16 protein-coding genes are annotated in these 22,300 nt (G+C 66.5%); 9 read left to right on the forward strand and 7 right to left on the reverse strand.

Going from position 1 to position 22,300, the window contains the following annotated elements; all coding sequences use genetic code 11:
- The first annotated feature begins 8 nt into the window (after positions 1 to 8).
- From yidD to NQ034_RS12935, 6 genes are all read left to right on the forward strand, one after another.
- Positions 9 to 359, forward strand: coding sequence for a membrane protein insertion efficiency factor YidD (yidD, locus tag NQ034_RS12910; RefSeq protein ID WP_257049319.1), 351 nt, complete (start codon positions 9 to 11; stop codon positions 357 to 359).
- 66 nt (positions 360 to 425) lie between these two features.
- Positions 426 to 1,391 carry a membrane protein insertase YidC gene (gene yidC, locus NQ034_RS12915; RefSeq protein ID WP_257049320.1) on the forward strand — a complete coding sequence of 322 codons (966 nt, stop codon included), beginning with the start codon at positions 426 to 428 and terminating at the stop codon, positions 1,389 to 1,391.
- 13 nt (positions 1,392 to 1,404) lie between these two features.
- A complete protein-coding gene (locus tag NQ034_RS12920; protein ID WP_257049321.1) occupies positions 1,405 to 1,968 on the forward strand; it encodes a Jag family protein in 564 nt (187 codons plus the stop codon).
- On the forward strand, positions 1,965 to 2,627 hold the full coding sequence (gene rsmG / locus NQ034_RS12925) for a 16S rRNA (guanine(527)-N(7))-methyltransferase RsmG (RefSeq protein WP_257049323.1): 663 nt from the start codon (positions 1,965 to 1,967) through the stop codon (positions 2,625 to 2,627). The genes NQ034_RS12920 and rsmG overlap by 4 nt, the downstream gene beginning before the upstream one ends.
- Positions 2,628 to 2,794: 167 nt before the next feature.
- The gene (locus tag NQ034_RS12930) at positions 2,795 to 3,688 is read left to right on the forward strand and encodes a ParA family protein (RefSeq protein WP_257049324.1); all 894 of its coding nucleotides are present in this window, start codon (positions 2,795 to 2,797) and stop codon (positions 3,686 to 3,688) included.
- Positions 3,688 to 4,965, forward strand: coding sequence for a ParB/RepB/Spo0J family partition protein (locus NQ034_RS12935; protein WP_257049325.1), 1,278 nt, complete (start codon positions 3,688 to 3,690; stop codon positions 4,963 to 4,965). The genes NQ034_RS12930 and NQ034_RS12935 overlap by 1 nt, the downstream gene beginning before the upstream one ends.
- 154 nt (positions 4,966 to 5,119) lie before the next feature.
- Here NQ034_RS12935 and NQ034_RS12940 read toward each other — a convergent pair whose 3' ends face one another.
- From NQ034_RS12940 to NQ034_RS12970, 7 genes are all read right to left on the reverse strand, one after another.
- Positions 5,120 to 6,268 carry an N-acetylmuramoyl-L-alanine amidase gene (locus NQ034_RS12940; RefSeq protein WP_257049326.1) on the reverse strand — a complete coding sequence of 383 codons (1,149 nt, stop codon included), beginning with the start codon at positions 6,266 to 6,268 and terminating at the stop codon, positions 5,120 to 5,122.
- Positions 6,269 to 6,405: 137 nt separating this feature from the next.
- On the reverse strand, positions 6,406 to 6,726 hold the full coding sequence (trxA, locus tag NQ034_RS12945) for a thioredoxin (protein ID WP_257049327.1): 321 nt from the start codon (positions 6,724 to 6,726) through the stop codon (positions 6,406 to 6,408).
- A gap of 41 nt (positions 6,727 to 6,767) precedes the next feature.
- Entirely contained in the window at positions 6,768 to 7,700 is a 933-nt protein-coding gene (gene trxB / locus NQ034_RS12950; RefSeq protein WP_257049328.1) for a thioredoxin-disulfide reductase, read from the reverse strand.
- Positions 7,701 to 7,781: 81 nt separating this feature from the next.
- Positions 7,782 to 10,481, reverse strand: a complete 2,700-nt coding sequence (locus NQ034_RS12955; RefSeq protein ID WP_257049329.1) for a hypothetical protein — start codon at positions 10,479 to 10,481, stop codon at positions 7,782 to 7,784.
- A gap of 135 nt (positions 10,482 to 10,616) precedes the next feature.
- The gene (murJ, locus tag NQ034_RS12960) at positions 10,617 to 12,500 is read right to left on the reverse strand and encodes a murein biosynthesis integral membrane protein MurJ (protein ID WP_257049330.1); all 1,884 of its coding nucleotides are present in this window, start codon (positions 12,498 to 12,500) and stop codon (positions 10,617 to 10,619) included.
- A gap of 14 nt (positions 12,501 to 12,514) precedes the next feature.
- Positions 12,515 to 15,187: a DUF6049 family protein gene (locus NQ034_RS12965; protein WP_257049331.1), complete on the reverse strand. Its 2,673-nt coding sequence runs from the start codon at positions 15,185 to 15,187 to the stop codon at positions 12,515 to 12,517.
- Position 15,188: 1 nt separating this feature from the next.
- Positions 15,189 to 15,689, reverse strand: a complete 501-nt coding sequence (locus NQ034_RS12970) for an NUDIX hydrolase (RefSeq protein ID WP_257049332.1) — start codon at positions 15,687 to 15,689, stop codon at positions 15,189 to 15,191.
- 230 nt (positions 15,690 to 15,919) lie between these two features.
- On the opposite strand from NQ034_RS12970, the gene NQ034_RS12975 reads away from it, so the two are divergent.
- The 3 genes from NQ034_RS12975 to NQ034_RS12985 all read left to right on the forward strand — a co-directional run bounded on the left by NQ034_RS12975 (position 15,920) and on the right by NQ034_RS12985 (position 22,009).
- Positions 15,920 to 17,482: a CCA tRNA nucleotidyltransferase gene (locus tag NQ034_RS12975; protein ID WP_257049333.1), complete on the forward strand. Its 1,563-nt coding sequence runs from the start codon at positions 15,920 to 15,922 to the stop codon at positions 17,480 to 17,482.
- 133 nt (positions 17,483 to 17,615) lie between these two features.
- Positions 17,616 to 19,391 carry an AMP-binding protein gene (locus NQ034_RS12980; RefSeq protein ID WP_257049334.1) on the forward strand — a complete coding sequence of 592 codons (1,776 nt, stop codon included), beginning with the start codon at positions 17,616 to 17,618 and terminating at the stop codon, positions 19,389 to 19,391.
- Positions 19,392 to 19,645: 254 nt separating this feature from the next.
- Entirely contained in the window at positions 19,646 to 22,009 is a 2,364-nt protein-coding gene (locus NQ034_RS12985) for a transglycosylase domain-containing protein (RefSeq protein ID WP_257049335.1), read from the forward strand.
- Positions 22,010 to 22,300: the final 291 nt, after the last annotated feature.

Genomic DNA, 22,300 nt, shown 5'->3' on the forward strand with positions numbered 1-22,300 from the left:
GTCCTTCTATGAAGGCATACGAGTCCACCCCATCGTCCTTGCCACCCTATCCGCGGGGCGCCGCGGGCCCGGTCCGGTTGGGCTATGTCCTGCGGATCGCACCGCGGATGCCCTTCGTCTGGTTCATGCGGGCCTACCGCCGCCTCGTATCGCCGTTGTACGGGGATGTGTGCAAGTACTACCCCAGCTGTTCCAAATACGCCCTGGACGCGTTCGAGGTGACCGGCGCGATCCGCGGTACCGGGCTGACCGTCTGGCGTCTGCTGCGCTGCAATCCGTTCTCGCACGGCGGGGTCGACCATGTGCACGGTTCCTATGCGGACCGGCAGAGCGCCCGAATATGGGGTGGCGGCGCGTGATGGCAGAATATAGCGAGATGTTCGAGCACAAGACCCCGGCACCACCGGTGGTTAAGGAGAGAATGAATGGATAAGATCCTCTTCCCCATCGAGTGGGTGGTGGCATGGATCATGACGATCTTCCACCAGATCTTCACCGCCATGGGCATGCCGGCCGATGGTGGCTGGACCTGGGTGTTGGCGATCGCCTTCCTGACGATCGTCGTGCGCGCGATCCTCATCCCGCTGTTCGTCTATCAGATCAAGGCCCAGCGCAAAATGCAGCTGATGCAGCCGGAGATCCAGAAGCTGCAGGCGAAGTACAAGGGCAAGAAGGACCAGTTCTCCCGCCAGCAGATGGCGGAGGAACAGCAGGCCCTGTTCAAGAAGCACGGGACCAATCCCTTCGCCTCCTGTCTGCCCCTGCTAGTGCAGATGCCGATCTTCTTCTCGCTGTTCCGCGTCATCCGCTATACCAAGGACATCGCCGAGGGCCACCACGCCCCGATCGGCGGTCTGACCCACGAACTGGCGCAGCAGGCGGAGAACTCCACCCTGTTCGGCATCTTCCACCTGTCGGACACCTTCATGTCCGATGGCGTGCTGATCAAGATCTTCACCGCCATCCTCATCGTCGCGATGTCGGCCATGCAGTTCTTCACGCAGAAGCAGATGATGTCGAAGAACATGTCCGAGGCCGCGCTGAACAATCCGTTCATGCAGCAGCAGAAGATGCTGCTGTATTTGATGCCCGTCATCTTCGCAGTGGGCGGCATCTACTTCCCGCTGGGTGTGCTGGTCTACTGGGTCGTGTCCAACGGTTGGACGATGGGTCAGCAGATGATGGTGCTGCGCACCATGCCGACCCCCGGGTCCAAAGCGGAGAAGGAACTGCTGGCCCGCCGTGCCAAGAAGGGCAAGGGAATCGTCCCCGGTGTCACCTCGGGCGATGCTGCCACGGGTGGGGACCAGGACGCAGAGGACAGTCACAAGCCATCGGGTCAGCGGCAACAGCCCATGAGCAAGGCCCGTCAGAAGAAGAACAAGAAGTGAGGGGTCGTTCGTCATGACCGAGGATCAGAGCACCCAGGACAAGAACATCGACCGGGATCCGGCGGCGGATACGACCGCTGCTGAGTCAAAGCCGGCCCGGCCCACCCGCTCCCAGCTGTTGGTGGAGGAGGGGGACATCGCCGCGGACTACTTGGAGGAGTTCCTCGATATCGCCGATATCGACGGCGATATCGACATCGATGTGGCCGACAACCGGCCCGAGGTCGCGATCGTGTGCGAGGACGACGATCACAATCTGTCCACCCTGGTGGGCCGGAACGGCCAGGTGCTCTCCGCCCTGCAGGAACTGACCAGGCTGGCCGTGCAGGCCTCGACCGGTCAGCGTTCGTGGCTGATGCTCGACATCGACGGCTACCGTGATTCGCGTAAGGTCGAATTGCGCCGTCGGGCCGATGAGGTCATCGAACAGGTCAGGGAATCGGGGGAGTCCTACAGCTTCCAGCCGATGAACTCCTTCGAGCGCAAGATCATCCACGACCGGGTGTCCAAGGCCGGTCTGGCCTCGGACTCGGCGGGCGAGGGCGATGCCCGCCACGTCGTGGTGAGCCTGCCGTGAGCGATTCCGGATCTCTTCCAACAGGGCCCGACCAGGTCCTCGAGGCCGAACCCGAGGCGGCGCGCGCGGTCTTCGGCGATCGTCTGCCGTTGGCCAGCGCCTATGCCGAACACCTGGCGACCACGGGGGTGGAATGGGGCCTGATCGGTCCCCGCGAACTGCCCCGGCTGTGGAGCCGGCATATCCTCAACTGCGCTGTTGCAGCCGAGCTGCTCGACGATGACGATGTGGTCGGCGATATCGGCACCGGTGCCGGGCTGCCCGGGATCCCGCTGGCGATCGCCCGGCCCGCCACCCGGTTCGTGCTGGTCGATGCGATGGAGCGCCGAGTCGATTGGCTGCACATGGTGATCGACGATCTGGGCCTGGACAATGTGCGGATCGTGCGCTCGCGGGTCGAGGACCTCGTCGATGAGGAGATCTTCACCGTCGCGACATCGCGGGCGGTCAAGGCCCTGCCCGTGCTCTTGGAATGGTGTGTTCCCGTGCTCGGCCCCGAGGGCAGGGTGCTGGCCCTGAAGGGGGAGCGGGCCGAGGAGGAGATCCTCAAGGCCAAGAAGCAGCTCAAGCGCTTCAAAATGCGCGAACCGGTCATCCACACGGTGGGCGATGGGCTGCTGGCCACGCCGACCCGAGTGGTCGAGGTGCAGCGTCGCTGATCGGGCGCATCGGCTGTGCCAAATAATACGTGAATCGTATATAAATATCCGCAAGCCCCCGTTTACACATGTGTTTCACGTGAAACGGGGGTTTCGCGCGTCCCGTGGATTTTTTCGGACACGCATTCGGATACCATTGACATAACGACTATTTGGACGGAGTGAGTATGCCGATTCTGGACGAGTCGACTCCACTCGGCGCTGAGATCATCCGGGACAACCGGCGCGCCGAACGCTTGGAATCGACTATCTTCCCGGCTCCGCGTGAGACCCGAATCTTTACCGTGGCCAACCAGAAGGGTGGCGTGGGGAAGACCACCACCACGGTGAATATCGCGGCGGCCATGGCCAGGCAGGGGCTGCATGTGCTGGTCATCGACATCGATCCGCAGGGCAATGCCTCCACGGCCCTGGGGATCGATCATTCGACCGATGTGGCCAGTATCTACGATGTCCTCATCGAGGACATGCCGATGCGCGAGACCATCGCCCAGTGCCCGGATCTGGAGAATCTCAGCGTGGTGCCCGCGACCATCGATCTGGCCGGTGCCGAAATCGAATTGGTATCCCTGGTGGCGCGCGAACAGCGTCTGACCGGCGCCCTGCAGACCTATCTGCGGGAGTGCGAGGATGCCGGGCGACGTGTCGACTACGTCTTCATCGACTGCCCTCCGTCGCTGGGCCTGCTGACCGTCAACGCCTTCGTGGCCGCCAATGAGGTCCTCATTCCGATTCAGTGCGAGTACTATGCACTGGAGGGCCTGAGCCAGCTGTTGAGCAACATTCAGCTGATCCAGAAGCATCTGAACCCGCGCCTGCGGGTCTCCACCATCCTGTTGACGATGTACGATGCGCGGACCAATCTGTCCGCGCAGGTGGCCGAGGATGTGCGCGCACACTTCCCGACCCAGGTCATCGGCCACCCGATTCCCCGGAATGTCCGCATCTCCGAGGCTCCCAGTTACCGGCAGACGGTCATCACCTATGACCCCAATTCGTCCGGAGCGCTGTCCTACCGTGAGGCAGCCGAAGAGATCGCCATCCGAGGAGGCGCCAGATAATGGCCGAACGCAAGCGTGGACTGGGCAGAGGGCTGGGGGCCCTCATTCCCGATGTGGTCACAGAGGAGCGTCCAGTCGATGTCTTCTTCCCGGAGTCCCGTGAGGTTTCACGTGAAACCAAGCACAAGGAACACCTCGACCCCGCCGCCAGCATGGCCAAATCCCGACGCGCCAAGCGTGCCGGCCGGGGGCGCGGGAACGGACTTGTGGGTGAGGACGGAAAGCTCAACGTCCCCGCCGAGGTGCTGGGTGGTCCGGCGCCGATCGAGCGCCTGAGCGAGGAGGGCCGGTCTCTGGAGCCGTCCCCGGCTCCGGCCGCCAAGCGGCGCCATGCTGCGAAGACTCCGGTGGAACGCGCAGTGGAGTCCGCCTATGAGGAGGGCTCCAAACCGGAAACGGGTTCCGCTGCGCAGACCTCCGCGGGTGATTCGACTCCGGCGGAGGATGCCACCGAGTCCGAACTTCTGACGGTGCCCGGAACGGCTTTCGGCCTGCTGCCCGTCACTCAGATCAAGCCCAATCCACGGCAGCCGCGTACGGTCTTCGACGAGGACGCACTGGCCGAACTGGTCGAATCGATCAAGGCGGTCGGAGTCCTGCAGCCCGTGGTGGTCCGCGTGGTCGACAAGCAGGCTCCATCCTATGAGCTCATCATGGGTGAGCGGCGTTTCCGCGCATCGCAGGAGGCGGGACTCACGGAGATCCCCGCGATCATCCGCGAGGTCAAGGAAGACGATCTACTGCGCGATGCCCTGCTGGAGAACCTGCATCGTTCGGATCTGAACCCGTTGGAAGAGGCCGCGGCATACCAGCAGTTGCTGGAGGACTTCAAATGCACGCAGGAGGAATTGTCGGTCCGGATCGGTCGTTCCCGTCCGCAGATCTCGAATACCCTGCGCCTGCTCAAGTTGCCCTCGCTGGTCCAGCGCCGGGTGGCCGCCGGGGTCATCTCGCAGGGTCATGCCAGGGCCTTGCTGGGCCTGGCCGACGGTGCCGGAATGGAGGCGCTGGCGCAGCGCATCGTGGCCGAGGGGCTGTCGGTGCGCGCCACGGAGGAAGCTGTGGTGCTGCTCAACCGTGGAGAGAAGCCCAAGGCGAAGCGTTCCGTGCAGCAGGAACATCCGGAACTGGATTCGCTGGCCGCCAGCCTGGGGGACCGCCTGGACACGCGCGTGAATATCTCGATGGGTAAGCGCAAGGGCAAGCTCAGCGTGGAATTCGCCAACCAGGATGACCTGGAACGGATCCTCAAGGCCCTGGGGATCACTCAGGACTGACCGCGCAGCGCAGTACCGACCGCGCAGCGCACCCGGACGTTCCGTGGGCGAACAGGGGCGGGGGGGGGGGGGGGCGGGGGGGGGGGGGGGGGGGGGCGTTGGAGTGGGGTCGCCCCTGCAGGGGCGACCCGGGTGGGTCCGGGAGACCGGCGGGTCAGGACCTGTGCGGATCCAATAGCCGGTGGATGTCTGCCACGCGCAGTGTGCCGGTGGTCGGATCCGATTCCTGCTTGAGGTAGATGCGCTGCAGGGCGATGACGACGCCCTCGGCAATCGCGTCGCGGAAGGCCGCCGTCTCCAAATCCGCCCGGTCCTTCGGATTGGTCAGATAGCCGGCCATCAGGAAGACCTTGGGTGTGCGTGTGACACGCAGGGTCTGCCAGGTCTTGGCATGTGTATGGCAGTCGGTCATCCCCGTCCTGGCCACGACTTCCTTCTGGACCAGATCGGCGGCGAGTTCGCCCACCGGCGAACTGTGGGTCGGATCCCCGTCGACCCCGAAGTAGTAGGTGGCCACACCATTGGGATCCGGCGTGGGATAGAAGTCCTGGTTGACCGTGATGATCAACGAGGCCCCGAGTTCATCGGCCAGGGTCGCGGAGGAATCCGCCCGGGCGAACACCACGGCGGCGCCCAGGGCGGATAAACGGCCCTCGATGCGGCGGGCGATGTCCTGGGAGATCTCCTGTTCCAGTTGTGCGTGGGTTGCGCTGAGCGGAATGGCACGGAAGTCCCGACCGGTGGTCGCGGCCTCGACGACGAAGGTCCGGCCGGCCAGGGACGGGCCCTCGGCGGCGCGGCGGACGCGCTCCCGCAAAGCGAAGAGATTACCGGTCGCGGAGCCACGGCGCACATCATCGAGCGCCCGATAGGTGGCGGGCCCGGCGATCCCGTCTGGTTTGAGTCCCAGGTCCTGCTGGGCCTCGCGCAGAGCGGAGTCGGTGAGCGGCCCGAAGTAGTAGTCGATGCTCTCCGTGTAGATGCCCAGGGTCGCCAGACGCTGCTGGAGCTCTACGACGTCGTCCCCGGCCATCATCCTCGAGGGGTCGTAGCGCAGCACCCGATCGCCCAACCGGTACCGCGCCAGTTCGACCTGGGCGAAGGTCTCGCCATTGAGCACGCCATCGCAGAAGATCCCACGGTCCTGCTGGAACTGACGGATCGCGGAATCGAAGGCGGCGTCGAACACAGGTGACTCTATATCGCCGACGTTGATGTTCAAGCGCGCCAGCTGAGCCTTCGTCGTTGCGATGACAGGGTCTGTGTCACCGCGGCGGAATCGTGGCAGAGGAGTGTTCGACATGATGCTCCCATTGTCCCATGAGTTCCTGGAGAACTCTGAATGGAGTAGAGCACCCGCCCAGGGCCGGGGCGCCCACGGGCCCTGGGCGGGTGCTCTACTCGGATGCTCCACCGGATACCGGTGGGGCGCAAAGCGGATCAGCCGATGAACTCGGCCAGCTCCTGCTCCAGTGCCGGCTTGGGCCGTGCACCGATGATGGTCTTGGCGACTTCGCCGCCCTTGAAGACGTACAGCGCCGGGATCGAGGTGATGCCGTAGGCCGCTGCGGTCTGCATATTGTCGTCGGTATTCACCTTGACGACCTTGATCTTATCGGCCTGCTCCTCGGCGATCTGGTCGACGATCGGGCTGACCATGCGGCACGGGCCGCACCAGGGAGCCCAGAAATCCACTACGACGGGCTGATCGTTGTCCAGGACCTCGGCCTTGAACGTAGCATCGGTTACTTCGGTTGCCATGTCATCCTCCTTCAAGATGGTCAGGCTGGGTGTTAGACGAGTCAGTCGTCCAACGCTGTCAGGTAGTGTTCCGCATCGGTGGCGGCAACGCAGCCGGAACCGGCTGCGGTGATGGCCTGGCGGTAGACGGGGTCGATGACGTCGCCGGCGGCGAACACGCCCTCCATGCTGGTCTTGGAACTGCGCCCGTCGACTGCCAGGTAGCCGTCTTCGCGCATGTCGAGGACGTCCTTGAACAGTGCGGTCCGCGGATCCGACCCGATGGCCACGAACATGCCGGTCACGGGCAGCTGTGATTCCTCATCGGTTACGGTGTTGCGGATCCGCAGACCGGTGACCGAATCCTCGCCCTCGATGCCGACGACCTGCGAATCGAGCAGGAACTCCAGTTTCGGATCGTTCTCGGCGCGCTGGAGCATGGCCTGGGAGGCGCGGAAGCCCTCGCGGCGGTGGATCAGCGTGACCTTGTCGGCGAACCTGGTCAGGAAGGTGGCCTCCTCCATTGCGGAGTCGCCTCCACCGACCACGGCGATGTTCTGTCCCTTGAAGAAGAAGCCGTCGCAGGTGGCGCACCAGCTCACACCGTGGCCTGACAGGCGCTTCTCATCCGGCAGCCCCAGTTCCCGGTAGGCGGAACCCGTGGCGAGGATGAGGGCCCGCGCAGTGTATTCGGCGCCGAGCTCGGTGGTCAGCCGGTGTGCGCCCGGCTCGAAGTCGATGGTGGCGACATCGTCGTAGACGACCTCGGCCCCGAACTTCTCCGCCTGCTGGCGCATGTTCTCCATTAGGTCAGGTCCCTGGACGCCCTCGGGGAATCCGGGGTAGTTCTCGACCTCTGTGGTGTTCATCAGCTCACCGCCGGCGGTCACGGATCCGGCGATGATCAACGGCTGCAGTCCTGCCCGCGCCGCATAGACCGCGGCGGTGTAACCGGCGGGTCCCGACCCGACGATAACCAGCTTCTTCTCTGTCATCTTTCTCCTTGTTCGTGCGGCACAACGTGTGGGATGCCGCGGTTATTCCGTCGGGGTGCGCGGTGTCCGGTCACACGGCGGTCAGCCGTATAGCTTGACGGTGTCGATATCGGCTCGGAAGTCGCCGTCGGTCTTGGGCAGCTCGGTGATCCACAGGAATACATGGGTACTCTTCCTGGGCTTGTCGATGTCGACCTTGACGGTGCCCTTCTCGAAGGTTCCCCTGCCCACCGTTGCGGCATCCGTCGGGTCGTCGCCCGATGCCACCCGGATCTCGAACGAGCCACCGGACCCGGCGGACTTGAAGCTGAAGCGCTTGAGCGAGGCGGATTCGGTCAGCCGCAGATCCAGTCCCAGGCCGTCCTTGAGCCCACCGAATTCCGCGCTGTTGTAGCGATCGGTGCGCCAGCTGCCCGAATTGCCCGGCAGCACATTGTCCGCCTTGGCGTTGTTCTCCGTGCCGTCGCCGCCCGGGTCACGCGGGGTGACTGCGTCGATGTCGAGGCGCTTGAGCTTGGCCGAGGTGCTGGACCCCTGGGTCTGCTGCGAGCCTGCGGCGGACGATTCGTCGGGCGAGGGCATCGCCGTGGGAGTGGCACGCTTGCCGATCATCATGCCGACGACCACCACGAGCGCGACGACCACCAGGGCACATAGAACGCCCACGAGTGCCTTGACCGCCGTGGACCCGGACTTCTTGCGCTGCTGTGGTGACGCCTTCCCCTCCGGAGTCGGCGCCATCGCTGCTGCGGCGGTGGTCCCCGCCGAAGCCGCGACGGGGGTTTCCGGTCCCGCCTGCGCCGCTGTGGCGGGCGCTGCACCCTGTGCCCGTTGCGCCGGGACCGGTGCGGGAGTGGCCTGTCCGGTCGGCAGGGCGCCATTTCCGGTTCCCGTCTGCCCTGCACCGGTCCTGCCGGCAGTGGCCCCTGCAGCGGCCCGGGCCGTAGTGGATGCGGGTCGCGCGGTCGTATAGCCGGGCCGTGGCCGCGGGGACTCTGGTCGATTGCTCAACGGCCGCGAGGCATCCGGTTGGGCGTGCTTGATCCGAGGCGTTTCCGAGGTCGCGGGCTGTTTGTCCGCATTGTCCGCAGCGGTTCCGTGCTGCGCGGATTCGCTCTGCGCCGCCGTGCCCGCCGCTGTTCCTGCGGAGGGCGCGGTCGCAGGTTCCACGTCTCGCAGGGCCGCGGGAGCCGGGCCGTCCGTGGCCAGTCTGCTCTGCGCCCGGCGAGCCGCCTGGGCCTCGGCCGCCCTTGCCCTGGCCGTCGCCCGTTCCTCCTGCAGGCGCACGCGTTCGGCGGCCTGTCGCTGGAGTTCGCGCTCCCGTTCGAATTCGGCGCGCTGAGCGGCGTATTCCTCTTCCCTGGTGCGGAACATCCCGCCGAGGAACCACGAGGATTCGTCATCCGCGTCGGTCTGGTCGCCGGTGGGTGCTGCGGCCGGTGTCGCGGGCGGGTCCTGTTCGACGGGGCCCGCCGGAGTGACCGAGGGGTCGGGGATGACGTCCAGGGCCTCCGTGGGCGGTTCCGGTTCGTCCGTGTCGTAGCCGGGTTCGCGGATCGTGCCGTCGGCCCTGCGCATGATGGGCCGGGTCTGATTGGCGTCATGGGACTGCGGGGCATAGGACCGGTAGTCCTCGATGGTTTCGTGTGGGTCCCATTCGACGATGTCGTCGGCACCGGCGCCGGCCAGTGGGAAGGTCGAGGCCTTGCGCATGGCCATCCGGTCGTCGAACCGGCCCTGCCCGCCGCCGGACACCCCGGCCTGGGAGCCGTGCATGCCGGGCCGGGTCATCCCGATGCGGTCCAGTGCGGCCTGCAGCTGTTCGCTCGAGGCCCTGCCCGGATGCCGTCCGGCGGCCTCCTCTTCCGCTGCCAGCGGTTCGGAGGTCACCCGCGGAGTGCGGCTGGTGGTGGCCGATGGCATGGCCGACTTCGCGCCGAAGGGGTCGGGGGAGTCCTGCGGCTCCACCCGGGGGATGTCCTTGAGGGTCGTCGCATCCCAGGGTTCGAGGAACCGGACGATCTCACTGGGGGAGCGGGGACCGGGGTCGACTCCGGACACGACGTCGGAGACGAAGGCGGCGGTGGCCGCGGGCACCGAATCGACGAAGGAGTTCAGCGGGGCGACCCGGTTGTTCTTCAGGCCCGCGGCCTCGATCCCCGCATGGTCGGCCTTCCCCGGCCAGCGGCCGGACAGGCAGGCATAGTAGATGTCGATGAGCGCCAGGGCATCCGCCCGGCGGGCGTCGGCCTGGCTCATATCCTCCGTGTGGAGATTGAAGGGCCTGTTCGCCACGGGGGCGTCGAGGCCCAATCCGTAGAGGACCACATCGTTGTCCTCCGTCAGCCCCACGCATTCGGGGCCCAGGCACAGATGGTGCAGACCGCGGGTGGCGGCGTGGGCCAGTACCGTGGCCAGTTCGCCCACCAGGGCCTTGGCGGATTCGGCGGAGATCGGCCCACGTGCGAGCACAGCGGCCAGTGAGGATGTGCTGCGGTCCTCCGTGACGACCACGTCCATGTGTTCGGTGTGCAGCACATCGAGCACATGGGGCACCCGCGGATCGCTCAGCAGGGCGGCGCGCCTGGCCGAATCGACCAGATCACCGGAGTTCTCATGGCCGGCGATGCGCAGGACGACGGGTGTGTCGAGGATCGCGTCGACCCCCATGCAGACGATGCCGACGGCCGGGTGCTGTGCGAGCCAGGGCCGAAGCAGGTCCGACACCACGTACCTGTCGGCGATCACCTGGCCGCGTTCGACGCTGGGCAGTTCCCTCACCTCCGAAGAATCGGGTCCGGGTGGGCCCGGACCTGCGCACCAGTCTATCCACCACCCCTGACACGGACCTGTATAACAGGGGCCGGGGTGCCGGTTCTTGACGAACTCGTTATCCGCCGGCTGTGTGCCGGTTGTTCAGCGCCCCAGCTTGGTGCGCACCGCCTGGGTCAGGGCTGTGACCTCGCGCACGCGCAGCAGGCGGCAGGCCACCAGGTAGACCAGCAGCATGACGACGCCCATCCAGGCCACGGAGATGAACGAGTGGACCCGGCCGGCGTAGGCGGATTCACCCACGGCGATGAGCAGTACCCGGCCCACCACCAGCGCCACCATCCCGGCGATGGCGAAGCGCACGTGCGACCAGACGATCCGCCACAGGTCGATGCTGCCGATCTTGCGGTGCAGCAGCCATAGGGAGAGCACACAGGCGACCGTATAGCCCAGCGCCATCGCGGCCCCGATGCCGGCGACCACGTACTGCGTGCCGAACCGTTCGACCACCAGCAGGCCCAGCGTGGTGACCGCGACCTGCACCAGCTGGATCCAGAACGGGGTGCGGGCGTCCTCGTAGGCGTAGAAGACACGCTGGGTCAGATAGTTCGCGGAGAATGGGACCAGCCCCAGGATCATCACCGCGACGATCAGACCCAGGGTCCTGGCCTGCGCAGTGGAGCCGCCGGCGATCAGCGCCGCGGTGGGGGTGCCAAGTGCCACCAGGGCGGAGGTGAAGAACACATTGACCAGCCCCACCAGGCGCATGCCCTGGGAGTAGGAGCCGCGCACTGCGGCGACGTCCCGGTCAGCGGCATAGCGGCTGAGCGAGGTGAACAGTGCGGTGGCCAGGGATACCGCGACGAGCGAATGCGGCAGCATGAAGATCGTGTAGGAACTGGTGTAGGCGGCATTGCCCGCCGACATCTGCCCGCCGACCGAAGTCGCACCGGCGGCGGTGCGGCTGATGAACACGAAGCCCAGCTGGCCGATCAACACGGCCGCGAAGGTCCAGCCGGCGACCTTGCCCGCGGTGCCCAGACCAACCCCGCGAAAACCCCAGGTGGGCCGGAATCGGAAGCCGATCCGCTTGAGCGGGAAGACCAGGATCAGCGCCTGCGCCACGACGCCCAGGGTGGCCGAGCCCGCCAGCAGGGCGATCTTGCCCGCATTCCAGGTTCCCACGGCGTGCTGCCCGGCCTCGCCGGGGCCGAAGAACAGGATGAACAGGCCCAGTCCGGCGATCGCCACGACGTTGTTGAGTACGGGAGCCCACATGTACGGGCCGAAGGAGCCCTTGGCGTTGAGCACCTGGCCCAGCAGCGTGTAGAGGCCGTAGAAGAAGATCTGCGGCAGGCACCAGTAGCCGAAGGCCACGGCCAGCGCGGTCTGTTCGGCCGGCCAGCCACCGGAGTACAGCCAGATGAGGGCCGGAGCGCACAGGGTCGCCAGACCCGTGAAGATCAGCAGCAGTGTGATCGACAGCGTCAGCAGTCGGTTCGTGAAGTCCCGACCGCCATCGGGCTGTTTGGTCGCGCGCACGATCTGCGGGACCAACACGGCGTTGAGCACACCGCCGGCCAAGAGCATGTAGAGGTTGTTGGGGATCTTATTGGCCACGTCGAAGGCATCGGCGGTGCCACCGACGGTCACGCCGATCGCCGTGAGCAACAGCATCGTCTTGACCAGGCCCAGCACGCGGGAGACCAGAGTGCCGGCGGCCATGATCGCCGATGACTTCGCCAGGCTCTTCGTCTGCGCCGCCGCCGGATCCACGGTCGCGGCCTGCGCGGTTCCCGCCGCCGAGGCCCCCACCGGCTCGGTGGCGTCGGCCGGCTGTGCGGGCGCAGTGCTCGGACGCGCAGGCACATCCTCCTGGCGCGGCGGTGCCGCATGGCCGGAGCGATGCCGCCCCGTGGAGTGCCTGGGCACCACCGGATCGCGATCGGCCGAGCCCTCTGCGGCCTCGGCCCTGCGCCGCTGGGCGCGCGTCCGATACTGCGGCCCCTGTTCCCCGTCCTCGTGCACGGAAGTCCGTCCTCTCAACCCTTGTCGTGTTCCTGGCCGCGGGCCAGCGCGGCGTCCAACTGGTCGTCGGGCAGCTTGCGCTTGCCCTTCCTGACCGCGCGGACCAGACCGAAGACGAACACGGCCAGCAGACCCGCACCGATCACGGCCGTACCGATATTCTCCCAGTCTGCACGGACCCGGACGTTGATGGCGGGGCGCTGCCCCACCTCGGTGCCGTCGGTGGCCAGGATCCGGACATCGGCCATCACATCGGCATTCGCGATGCCCTCGACCGGGACCTCGACGCGGGCGGTCTCATCCGGGTCCAGACGTGTGGGTTCGGAACGGTCCGTCTGCAGTGCCGGACCCTGCCCGGTCAACGCCACCATGAACTCGATCGGCAGATCGGTGGAGTTCTCCACCCGTACCGGAATCGTCGTCTTGTCCCCGGTGACCAACAGCACCGAGGAACTCTTCTCAACGTGCAGCCCGTCCTCCAGGCCGCGCAGGCGCTCCTGCGTCGCGGTGACGCAGGCGTCCCGGTCCTGTGGCTGGGCCGCCGTCGCGTCCTCGGCGCCCGGGGTGGTCTGGGCGGTGGCCGCTCCATCGGCTCCGCCTGCCGCCCCTGCGGTCGCCTGCCCTGCCGGACGCGCAGCCACCGCCTGCCGCGCCGCGGTGCGGGTCGATGCCACATCCCAGCCGACCGCCGCACAACCCAAGACGATCCGGTCGTTGCGGGTCCGCGCGGTGGAGGGGTCGACGAACAGTGCGGAGAAGGACCTGCCGCGCGCCACGGTGGCGCGCAGCGGGGCCAGACGCTCGCCCTCCTGTTTCACGGTGTCGAGAGGGCTCGTATCGGTCCCGGTCGCGGCGTCCGTGGCATCGGCATCCGTGTCTGCGTCCGCGGCGTCTGCGGCGTCCTCGGCCGCAGCACCGTCCTTCGCCGCAGCGGTGTCTGCAGAGCGCGCCGGCACAGCAGTCCGCTCTGCCGGATCCGCCTTGGCCACATCCGCCAGTCCGGTGTGCTCGAGCCAGGGCAGATTCGCCATCAGCGTTCCGACCTCGGCCCAGGAGGTCGTCGCGGCGGTCCGCGGCATGCTCATCAACACGGTGCGCCGACTGAACGGGCGCTCGCCGGCCAGGGCCGCGGTCTCGGCGGCCAGCCGGGCACGGCTCAGCGCGGGACTCGCCCCACCGGCCACCTGCTCGGCCAGTCCGTCGAGTTCGGTGTCGAGTGCCAACACGTTCTTCCGGGTTATCGGGTCGGCGCCGCGGGACACCGACTGCCCAGGATGGAGGGTGACGGTCGAGCGGGCGTTGACGGTGTAGGGCTCATCGGCCGCTGCCTGTGTTCCGTCGACGATCGGCAGGCCCTTGGTGCGCAGCAGACCGTGCAGGCCCTCATAGTCCAGGGACCCGGCCCGCGGCCAGGTGACGTCGGTGCGCGCACCGGGGAGGAAATCGGTGACCAGCTTGCGTTCGTGTGCGGCGACCTCGGACTGCTTCCGCAGGCCGGCCCGGTCCAGGACCTGGGAATCGGCGTCGGCCCAGGGCAGGGCGATGACCTCATGGCCGGCGGTGGCCTGGGTGAACTGGCGCCACCAGCTGCGCAGCCGCGGGTACGGATCGTCCTTGGGCACCTGGGTCAGGGATTTGACGGTAATGGGGTTGACGGTCTCTGCTCCGCCGAGCGCCGAGGTGCCGGCCTTCGCATCGGCCGCTCCGGCTGCGGTCTTGGCCTCCATGGCCGGTCGCAGTGCCGCGTAGACGCTCAGCAGGAGCCGCGGATCGGCGGCGAGGACGGCAGAGGGGTTCGTCTTCATCCCGGCCAGCAGCGAGGCCAGATTGCCGGAATCCGCGGCCTGGGCCTCGAGCTCGGCGGGATCGATCAGTCCGTTCCGGCCGAACCTGGGCAGGGTGACCGGCAGGATCGTGCCCAGCCGGGTCGCATCGATCTTGGGCCGGGGATACCAGGTGGTGAAGGTGCGCAGCCGCTGCACCCCGTCCGCGTCGAGGCCCTCGTCCGCGGAGTCCTCTGTACCGGTGTCGTCCGCTTGGCCCTGGGAATCAGCGGAATCGGTGGAGCCCTGGGAACTCAGATCCAGGCTCAGGCCGCGCACGCCCCATTCGCGCAGCGGATCGGTCGCACTCAGGGGCAGGGCGCCGGCGGGCAGGCTGAAGGAGAACGGGACGCTCCGTCCCGCGGGCAGCTCGGCGGGCAGCTGGGCGACTTCGGCCTTGGGCTTCTTCTTCGCACTCTTCTTCTTGGAATCGTCGGCCGTGGTGTCCACCTTCGGTACGACGGGTTTGGCAGCCGCCTGGGCCAGTGAGGTGGAGGAGCCCGAGCCGTTCGTCCAACTGCTCAGCGCCTCGCGGGAATCGTAATGGCGCTGTGACATCCGCAGGTCCAGCCGCGGCTTCTCGAGGTCGCGCGCGGCCGTCAGTGTGCCGGAGACGGTGAGAGTGCCGTCCGCATCGAGCCAGGGCGTCAGCGTGGTCACGTTCAGGGTGCCCAGGGCACCGGACCCCTCGGCGGGAGTGGCCGAGGCCTCGGGTGCGGCCGTGGCGGGTGCGGCGGGTGCCGCCGCGGTGCCGGGTGCCGCTGCGGCCTCGGACCCGGGAGCGGCGAGAGCGGGTGCTGCCACGGGTGCCAGGGCCAGGGCCGCCGAGGCCAGCGCGGCAACGGTCTGCAGGAGTCTGTTCACATCAACTTCCGGGTCGCTGGATGTACCGGGGCAGGACATAGGCGCTGGCCAGGGCGATCCTGCGCTCATTGGCGAACGACAGGCGGTCCTGCAATTGGGCGAAGGGTATCCACATGGCGTCGATCGCCTCGTGGTCGGGATCGTTGTCGACTGTCAGCCGGCCACCGGTGGCGCGCAGCAGGAAATGGTGGACGACCTTGTGAATGCGCAGGCCGGACGCGGAGAACCAGTAGTCGACGCTGCCCAGGGTGGTGATGACGGCTCCTTCGATTCCCGTTTCCTCGCCGACCTCGCGGCGGGCGGCCTGGGCCGCGGTCTCATCGCCCTCCAGGTGGCCCTTGGGCAGGCACCACTCGATCCGGCCGGCCCGGTTGATCCGCGCGATCACGGCCACGCGCAGGTCCGGCGAGGCGAAGTCGACCACGATGCCACCGGCAGACACTTCCTCCACCTGACGGCGGGGCGCCGGAAAAGGGCGCGGCTTGGGAAGCGGTCGTGACATGGGGACAGTCTACCGAGCAGGCTTGACGGTTCATGGATGCCGGAGTTTCCGGTGCTGGCGCGGTGACGACGTGCCGACGACGCTGTGACGACGCGCCGATGACCCGAAACCGGAGGAATGACCCGGTATCCGGGGGCATATCCCCGGTTTCGGGTCAGCGGGAGGCATCGGCGCTGCGGACTCGGCGACACTGTAGGCTTGTCCCTGCTGTTTATCAACTTGGAGGTTCGGTGTTTCCAGCGGGCGCGCACACACGATTGCAGGATGTCCTCGACACCCTGGACGATGTTCTGGGACCGCTGGGGCGCCTGTTCGCCGATGCCGGATTCGAACTGGCACTGGTGGGTGGCAGTGTGCGCGATGCACTGCTGGGCCGCGATATGCCGGACCTGGATTTCACCACGGACGCCGGCCCCGATGAGATCGAACGGCTGATCAAGCCCTGGGCCGACACGCACTGGGACATCGGCCGGAAGTTCGGCACCATCGGCATGCTCAAGCGCGGCTATCAGATCGAGATCACCACCTACCGGGCGGAGAAGTACGATCCGGACTCCCGCAAGCCCCAGGTGGCCTTCGGCGACAATCTGGATGACGATCTGATCCGCCGCGACTTCACGATCGGCGCCATGGCCGTGCGCCTGCCCGGCCGCGTGTTCGTCGACCCCTTCAACGGTCTGCAGGACCTGGAGAACAAGGTCATCCGGACCCCCGCCAGTGCCACCATGAGCTTCAACGACGATCCGCTGCGGATGATGCGCGCGGCGCGCTTCACCTCCCAGCTGGGCTTCACCGTCTCCGACGAGGTCAAGACGGCGATGACGGACATGGCCGAGCGCATCACGATCATCTCCGCCGAGCGTGTGCGCGATGAGCTGGTCAAACTGATGAAGGGCGTCGATCCGGCGGCCGGCATCGACCTGCTGGTGTCCACCGGGATCGCCGACCACGTGCTGCCCGAGGTCGCAGGCCTGCGGCTCGAACGCGATGAGCACCACCGCCACAAGGACGTCTACCAGCACACCCTGACGGTGGTGCGCCAGGCGGTCGACCTCGAGGCCGCGTATATGAAGCGGATCCATGCGGCCGAAGAAGCCAAGGGTGCCGAGGGCACGGAGCCGACTGCCGCGTCCTCGGAGTCGAAGGCCCCGGAACCGGTGCTGTCCGCGCCGGATTTCATCGTCCGCTTCGCCGCTCTCATGCACGATATCGGCAAGCCCTCCACCCGCCGGTTCGAGGCCGGGGGAGCCGTGACCTTCTACCATCACGACGTGGTGGGCGCGAAGCTCACGCGCAAGCGGATGCGCGCACTGCACTTCGACAAGGACACCATCTCCAAGGTGTCCCGCCTGGTGGAGCTGCACCTGCGCTTCTACGGCTACGGCGATGCCGGATGGAGCGATTCCGCGGTGCGCCGCTATGTCACGGACGCCGGTGAGCTGTTGACCCGGCTGCACATCCTCACGCGCGCCGACGTCACGACCCGCAATCGTAAGAAGGCCGACCGCCTGGCCTTCGCCTATGACGACCTGGAGGAGCGGATCACCCGGCTGGCCGAACGCGAGCGCCTGGATGCGATCCGGCCCGATCTGGACGGCAAGCAGATCATGGAGATCCTACAGATCGCCCCGGGGCCGGTGGTGGGCCGGGCGTACAGGTTCCTGCTGGAGACCAGAATGGAGCAGGGGCCCCTGGACGCCGAGGCCGCGCGGGCGGCACTGCTGGACTGGTGGTCCCAGCAGCCCGAGTCGGGTGCCGCGGAGGACCAGGCCACAGGCCCTGCCTCCCATTGATTTGCATAAAATATCAACTACATATGCGGTAAATCCCGAGTTCTACACCGTGTAGCGGATAAAATCACCTTTGCAGCGTCGCAGCTGATTTGCGACGATTCAGTTATACGCGACGCTTCCCAAAGGAGAGAATGTGAGCGATGTGACCGAGCGGTTCCGTGCCGCCAGAGACCAGTTGATCGAACTTCGCGAGGATCTGGACGCCGCGCGTGATTCCTTCTCCTGGCCGCACTTCGAGCACTTCAACTTCGCCCTGGATTGGTTCGACGTCGTGGCGGACGGCAATGACGAGCCGGCCCTGCACATCGTCGAGGAGGACGGTTCACAGCGGACCTGGTCCTATTCCGACCTGTCGCTGCGATCCAACCGGGTGGCCAATCTGCTGGCCGCATCCGGGGTGCGCCGGGGCAGTCATGTGATGATCATGCTGGGCAACCGGGTCGAACTGTGGGAGTCGATGCTGGCCTGCACCAAGCTGGGTGCGGTCATGCTGCCCACCGCGGTTCAACTGGGCCCGGTCGATCTGCACGATCGGGCCGAGCGCGGCGAGGTGGACTTCGCCATCGTCGGCGCCGCGGATGCCGCCAAATTCGATTCCGTCGAGGCACCCCTGACCCGGATCGTGGTGGGTGCCCCGGCACAGCGTCCCGGGGATGTGGCCTATGCGGCGGCGGCCGAACAGTCGGCTGCCTTCACCCCCGACGGCCCCACCGCGGCGGACGACCCACTGCTGCTCTACTTCACCTCGGGCACCACGTCGAAGGCCAAGATGGTCGTCCACACGCACGTGTCCTATCCGGTGGGACACCTGGCGACCCTCTACTGGATGGGTCTGGAACCGGGCGATGTGCACTTGAACATCGCCTCGCCCGGCTGGGCCAAGCACGCCTGGTCGAATATCTTCACGCCCTGGATCGCCGGGGCCTGCGTGTTCGTCTACAACTACTCGCGCTTCGATGCGGCGGCGCTCATGCGGGTGATGGACACCGTCGGAGTGACCAGCTTCTGCGCTCCGCCCACCGTCTGGCGGATGCTGGTCCAGGAGGGTCTGGAAAACCTGTCCGCGCCGCCGGCCAAGGCGCTGTCGGCGGGGGAGCCGTTGAACCCCGATGTCATCGCCAGGGTCGAACGGGACTGGCACACCACGGTACGCGATGGCTACGGCCAGACCGAGACCGTACTGGTCATCGGCAATACACCGGGGCAGGACACCGCGCCCGGCACGATGGGGCGCGCCCTGCCCGGTTTCGACGTGGTGCTGCGGGATCCCGCGACCGGTGAGATGACCGACGAAGGGGAGATCTGCCTGCGCCTGGACCCCCGTCCTGTGGGCCTGACCACGGGCTACTGGCACGATGAGGCGCGCACCGACGCCGTTTTCGCCGATGATGTTTATCACACAGGTGACGTCGCGGCGCGCGACGAAACCGGCTGTTTCACGTACGTTGGCCGGGCCGACGACGTGTTCAAGGCCAGCGACTACCGGCTCTCGCCCTTCGAATTGGAGTCGGTCCTGATCGAGCACGAGGCGGTACTCGAGGCCGCCGTCGTGCCCTCCCCGGACCCGGTGCGCCTGGCGGTTCCCAAGGCCTATGTCGTCCTGGCTCCGGGGTGGGAGCCGAACGCCGGAACGGCCGAGGACATTCTGCGCTTCTGCCGCGAAGAACTGCCGCCCTACAAGCGAATCCGGCGTCTGGAGTTCACCGAACTGCCCAAGACCATGTCGGGGAAGATCCGCCGCGTCGAACTGCGTGTGCGCGAACGCGAACTGCACGGTGTGGGCGGGGAGATCGAGGATCGGGTGCCGGGTGTGGACCCGGCCGGCACCGCCGGTGCCAGTGGTCCGAGTTGGGGCGATGGAGCCTCGCGCGAATGGTCCGAGGCCGATTTCGCCGAACCGCTCTCTTAAGGTTAGGGGACACTGATCCTGAGGGTGTGTGAGTGGCGCCACCCCGAGATTCACAGGTGATGGTATATGGGCACGGACAGCTGGGGCACTTAGACTGAAGGGCGGTTTTCCGTTCCGAATCCGGCCCCACCACTCACCGGCGGCGCCCTGGGCTTCGGAACCAGTCGTCTGAAACCCCTGGGGGATTCTTGTCTAAACGTTCGTCTGACGCAGCTGCGTCGAGGGGTGCCGCTACGGGCCGCCGTCGTACCTGGATGGGGCGCGTGTTGAACTATCCGCGAGCCGGCAAAAGCGGGTTCACCCGCTGGCTGCCGTCGTTCCGGCTGTGGGTCACCGGCGTCCTGGGCCTCTTCGTCATCGTCGTGGCCGGCTTCGCCATCGGCTACAGCCGCACGCCCATTCCACAGGCGAATGTGTCCGCAACCGGTGCGACGACCAATGTCTACTACGACGACGGCAAGAAGCTGATCGGTCAGCTCAAGATCGAGAACCGGCAGCCGGTCGCACCCGATAAGATCTCACCCACGCTCAAGGCGGCCACCGTTGCAGCGGAGGACCGGTCCTTCTACGAGAACCGCGGGATCAACGTCAAGGGCCTGGGCCGTGCGGTCTGGGGCCTGGTGACCAACGACTACGCCGGCGGCGGTTCCTCGATCACCCAGCAGTACGTCAAGAACTACTATCTGACGAACGACCACTCCATGGTCCGCAAGGCCAAGGAGATGTTCATCGCCCTGAAGATCGACCAGGAACTGGACAAGGACCAGATCCTGGCGAACTACCTCAACACCATCTACCTGGGCCGCGGGGCATACGGGGCCGAGGTCGCCTCCCAGAACTACTTCCACAAGCCCGCCGCTGACCTGGACTACAAGCAGGCCGCGCTATTGGCCGCGATCATCCAGCGTCCGGGGGCCGCGGATCCCGCCGACAATCCGGAGGTCTATCAGGGCCGCTACAACTATGTGATCCAGGGGATGGTCGAACGCGGTAACATCCCGGCGAACCTGGGCAATGACACGACCATGCCCAAGGTCTACTCGCCCAAGAAGGAGAAGGGCTTCGGCGGGCAGACCGGCTATATGCTGCGCGCCGTGGTCAACGAGATGAAGGCCCAGGGCCTGAGCGAGGACCAGATCTACCGTGGCGGCTACAAGATCGTCACGACCTTCAACAAGAAGGACATGGACGCGGCGCTGGACACCGTGCAATCCCTGCCCAAGCCCAAGAAGGGCATGCACATCGGCCTGGTGTCGATCGACCCGAAGACCGGTGGGATCCGTGCGATGTACGGCGGCAAGGACTATCTCAAGCAGCAGTTCAACGATTCTCTGCAGGGCACCGCACAGGCTGGCTCGACGTTCAAGCCCTTCGCCCTGGTCGCCGGGATCGAGGACGGCTACCGCCTGGGTTCGTCCTGGCCCGGCTCACAGATCACGATCCGTTCCGAGGGGAACGCACCGTGGACCGTGCACAACTTCGGCGGGTCCAGCTACGGTACGGTGTCCCTGCTCAAGGCCACGGAATCGTCGGTGAATACCGCATACGGGTACCTGAACAAGAAGGTCGGCCCGGAGAAGACCCAGGAGGCCGCGATCCGCGCCGGTCTGCCGGAGAGCACACAGGGCCTGGACAAGAACCTGTCGAACGTGCTGGGCACCTCCAGCCCGCGCCCGGTGGACATGGCCAATGCCTATGCGACCTTCGCCGCCCAGGGAATCTATCGCAAGGCGCATGTGGTGGAGAAGGCCACGGACGGCGCAGACAAGGTCGTCTACCAGCCCGACACCGAGGGAGAGCGCAAGTTCGACAAGGCGGTGATGGCGGAGACAACCTACGCCCTGCGCCACGTCATCTCCTCCGGCTCAGGCTCCTACGCCTCCAGTCTGGGCCGGCCCGCCGCGGGCAAGACCGGTACCTCGAGTGACAACTATTCGGCCTGGTTCACCGGTTATACGCCGCAGCGCGCCACCGTCGTGTCGATTTCCCGGACCAAGGCGAAGAAGGACAAGGCCTCGGGGGAGATGCGGAACTATGCGGTGCCGATCGGCCCCTGGGGCTCGCGCGGCGAGGTCACCGGCGGTTCGTACCCAGTGCAGGCCTGGACGCACTTCATGCGGCAGTCGCTCGAGGGCACGGATGTGAAGTCCTTCCCCTCGCGGCCCAGCCCCTCGGACCTGCCCAAGCTCAACACCGGTGGGGACGACGACCAATACGGTAGCGGCAACAACGAGTTGCGGGGTAATTCGAACCGGTCGTCGAACTCCAGGTCGCATTCGTCCTCGAACTCCAGGTCCAAGGCCAGGCACACCGAGAAGGCCAAGGACGAATCGGATAAGAAGAAGGACCGGGAGGACTCGAAGGACAAGGGCAAGGACAAGGGGTCCGCGGACGGCAAGGGAAAGTCCGACGGCGATGGGAAGACGGGCATCAAACCGCCGAAGGAACCGAAGCCGAAGCCGGAGCCGGATAAGCCAAAGCCGGACAAGCCGGGGTCGGGGAGCTCCAGCGGGTCGGGCGGCTCGAGTGGTTCGGACGGTTCGAAACCGAAGCCCCCGAAGGAGAATTCGGGTGTCGGTCAGAATAGTGGTTCTCACGATCGAACCCCGAAGGACTGACCGGGAAGCTGATTTCGAGATCGGCACCCGCTGACCTCTACACCTGTTTCCCATCCCATCGAGTGGCCGGGACGCGCCAGGAGACCTCTGGAGATCTCGGCGCGTCCCGGCCACTCAGTGCATTGTGCAGTGCGGTGTCGTGGGTGCGCGGTGCGTTGGCGAGGCCGTGATGCTCCTATAGGTTGTCAAGCCCGGTCGTGATCATGGTGGTGGTGATCGACCATGGCGAGGTGGCCTACGCGGCGAGCAGGTATTCACGGTAGGCGATGACGAAGTCATCGTCTCGGCGTT

The organism is Brevibacterium moorei (genome assembly GCF_024580735.1).
Lineage (GTDB): Bacteria > Actinomycetota > Actinomycetes > Actinomycetales > Brevibacteriaceae > Brevibacterium > Brevibacterium moorei.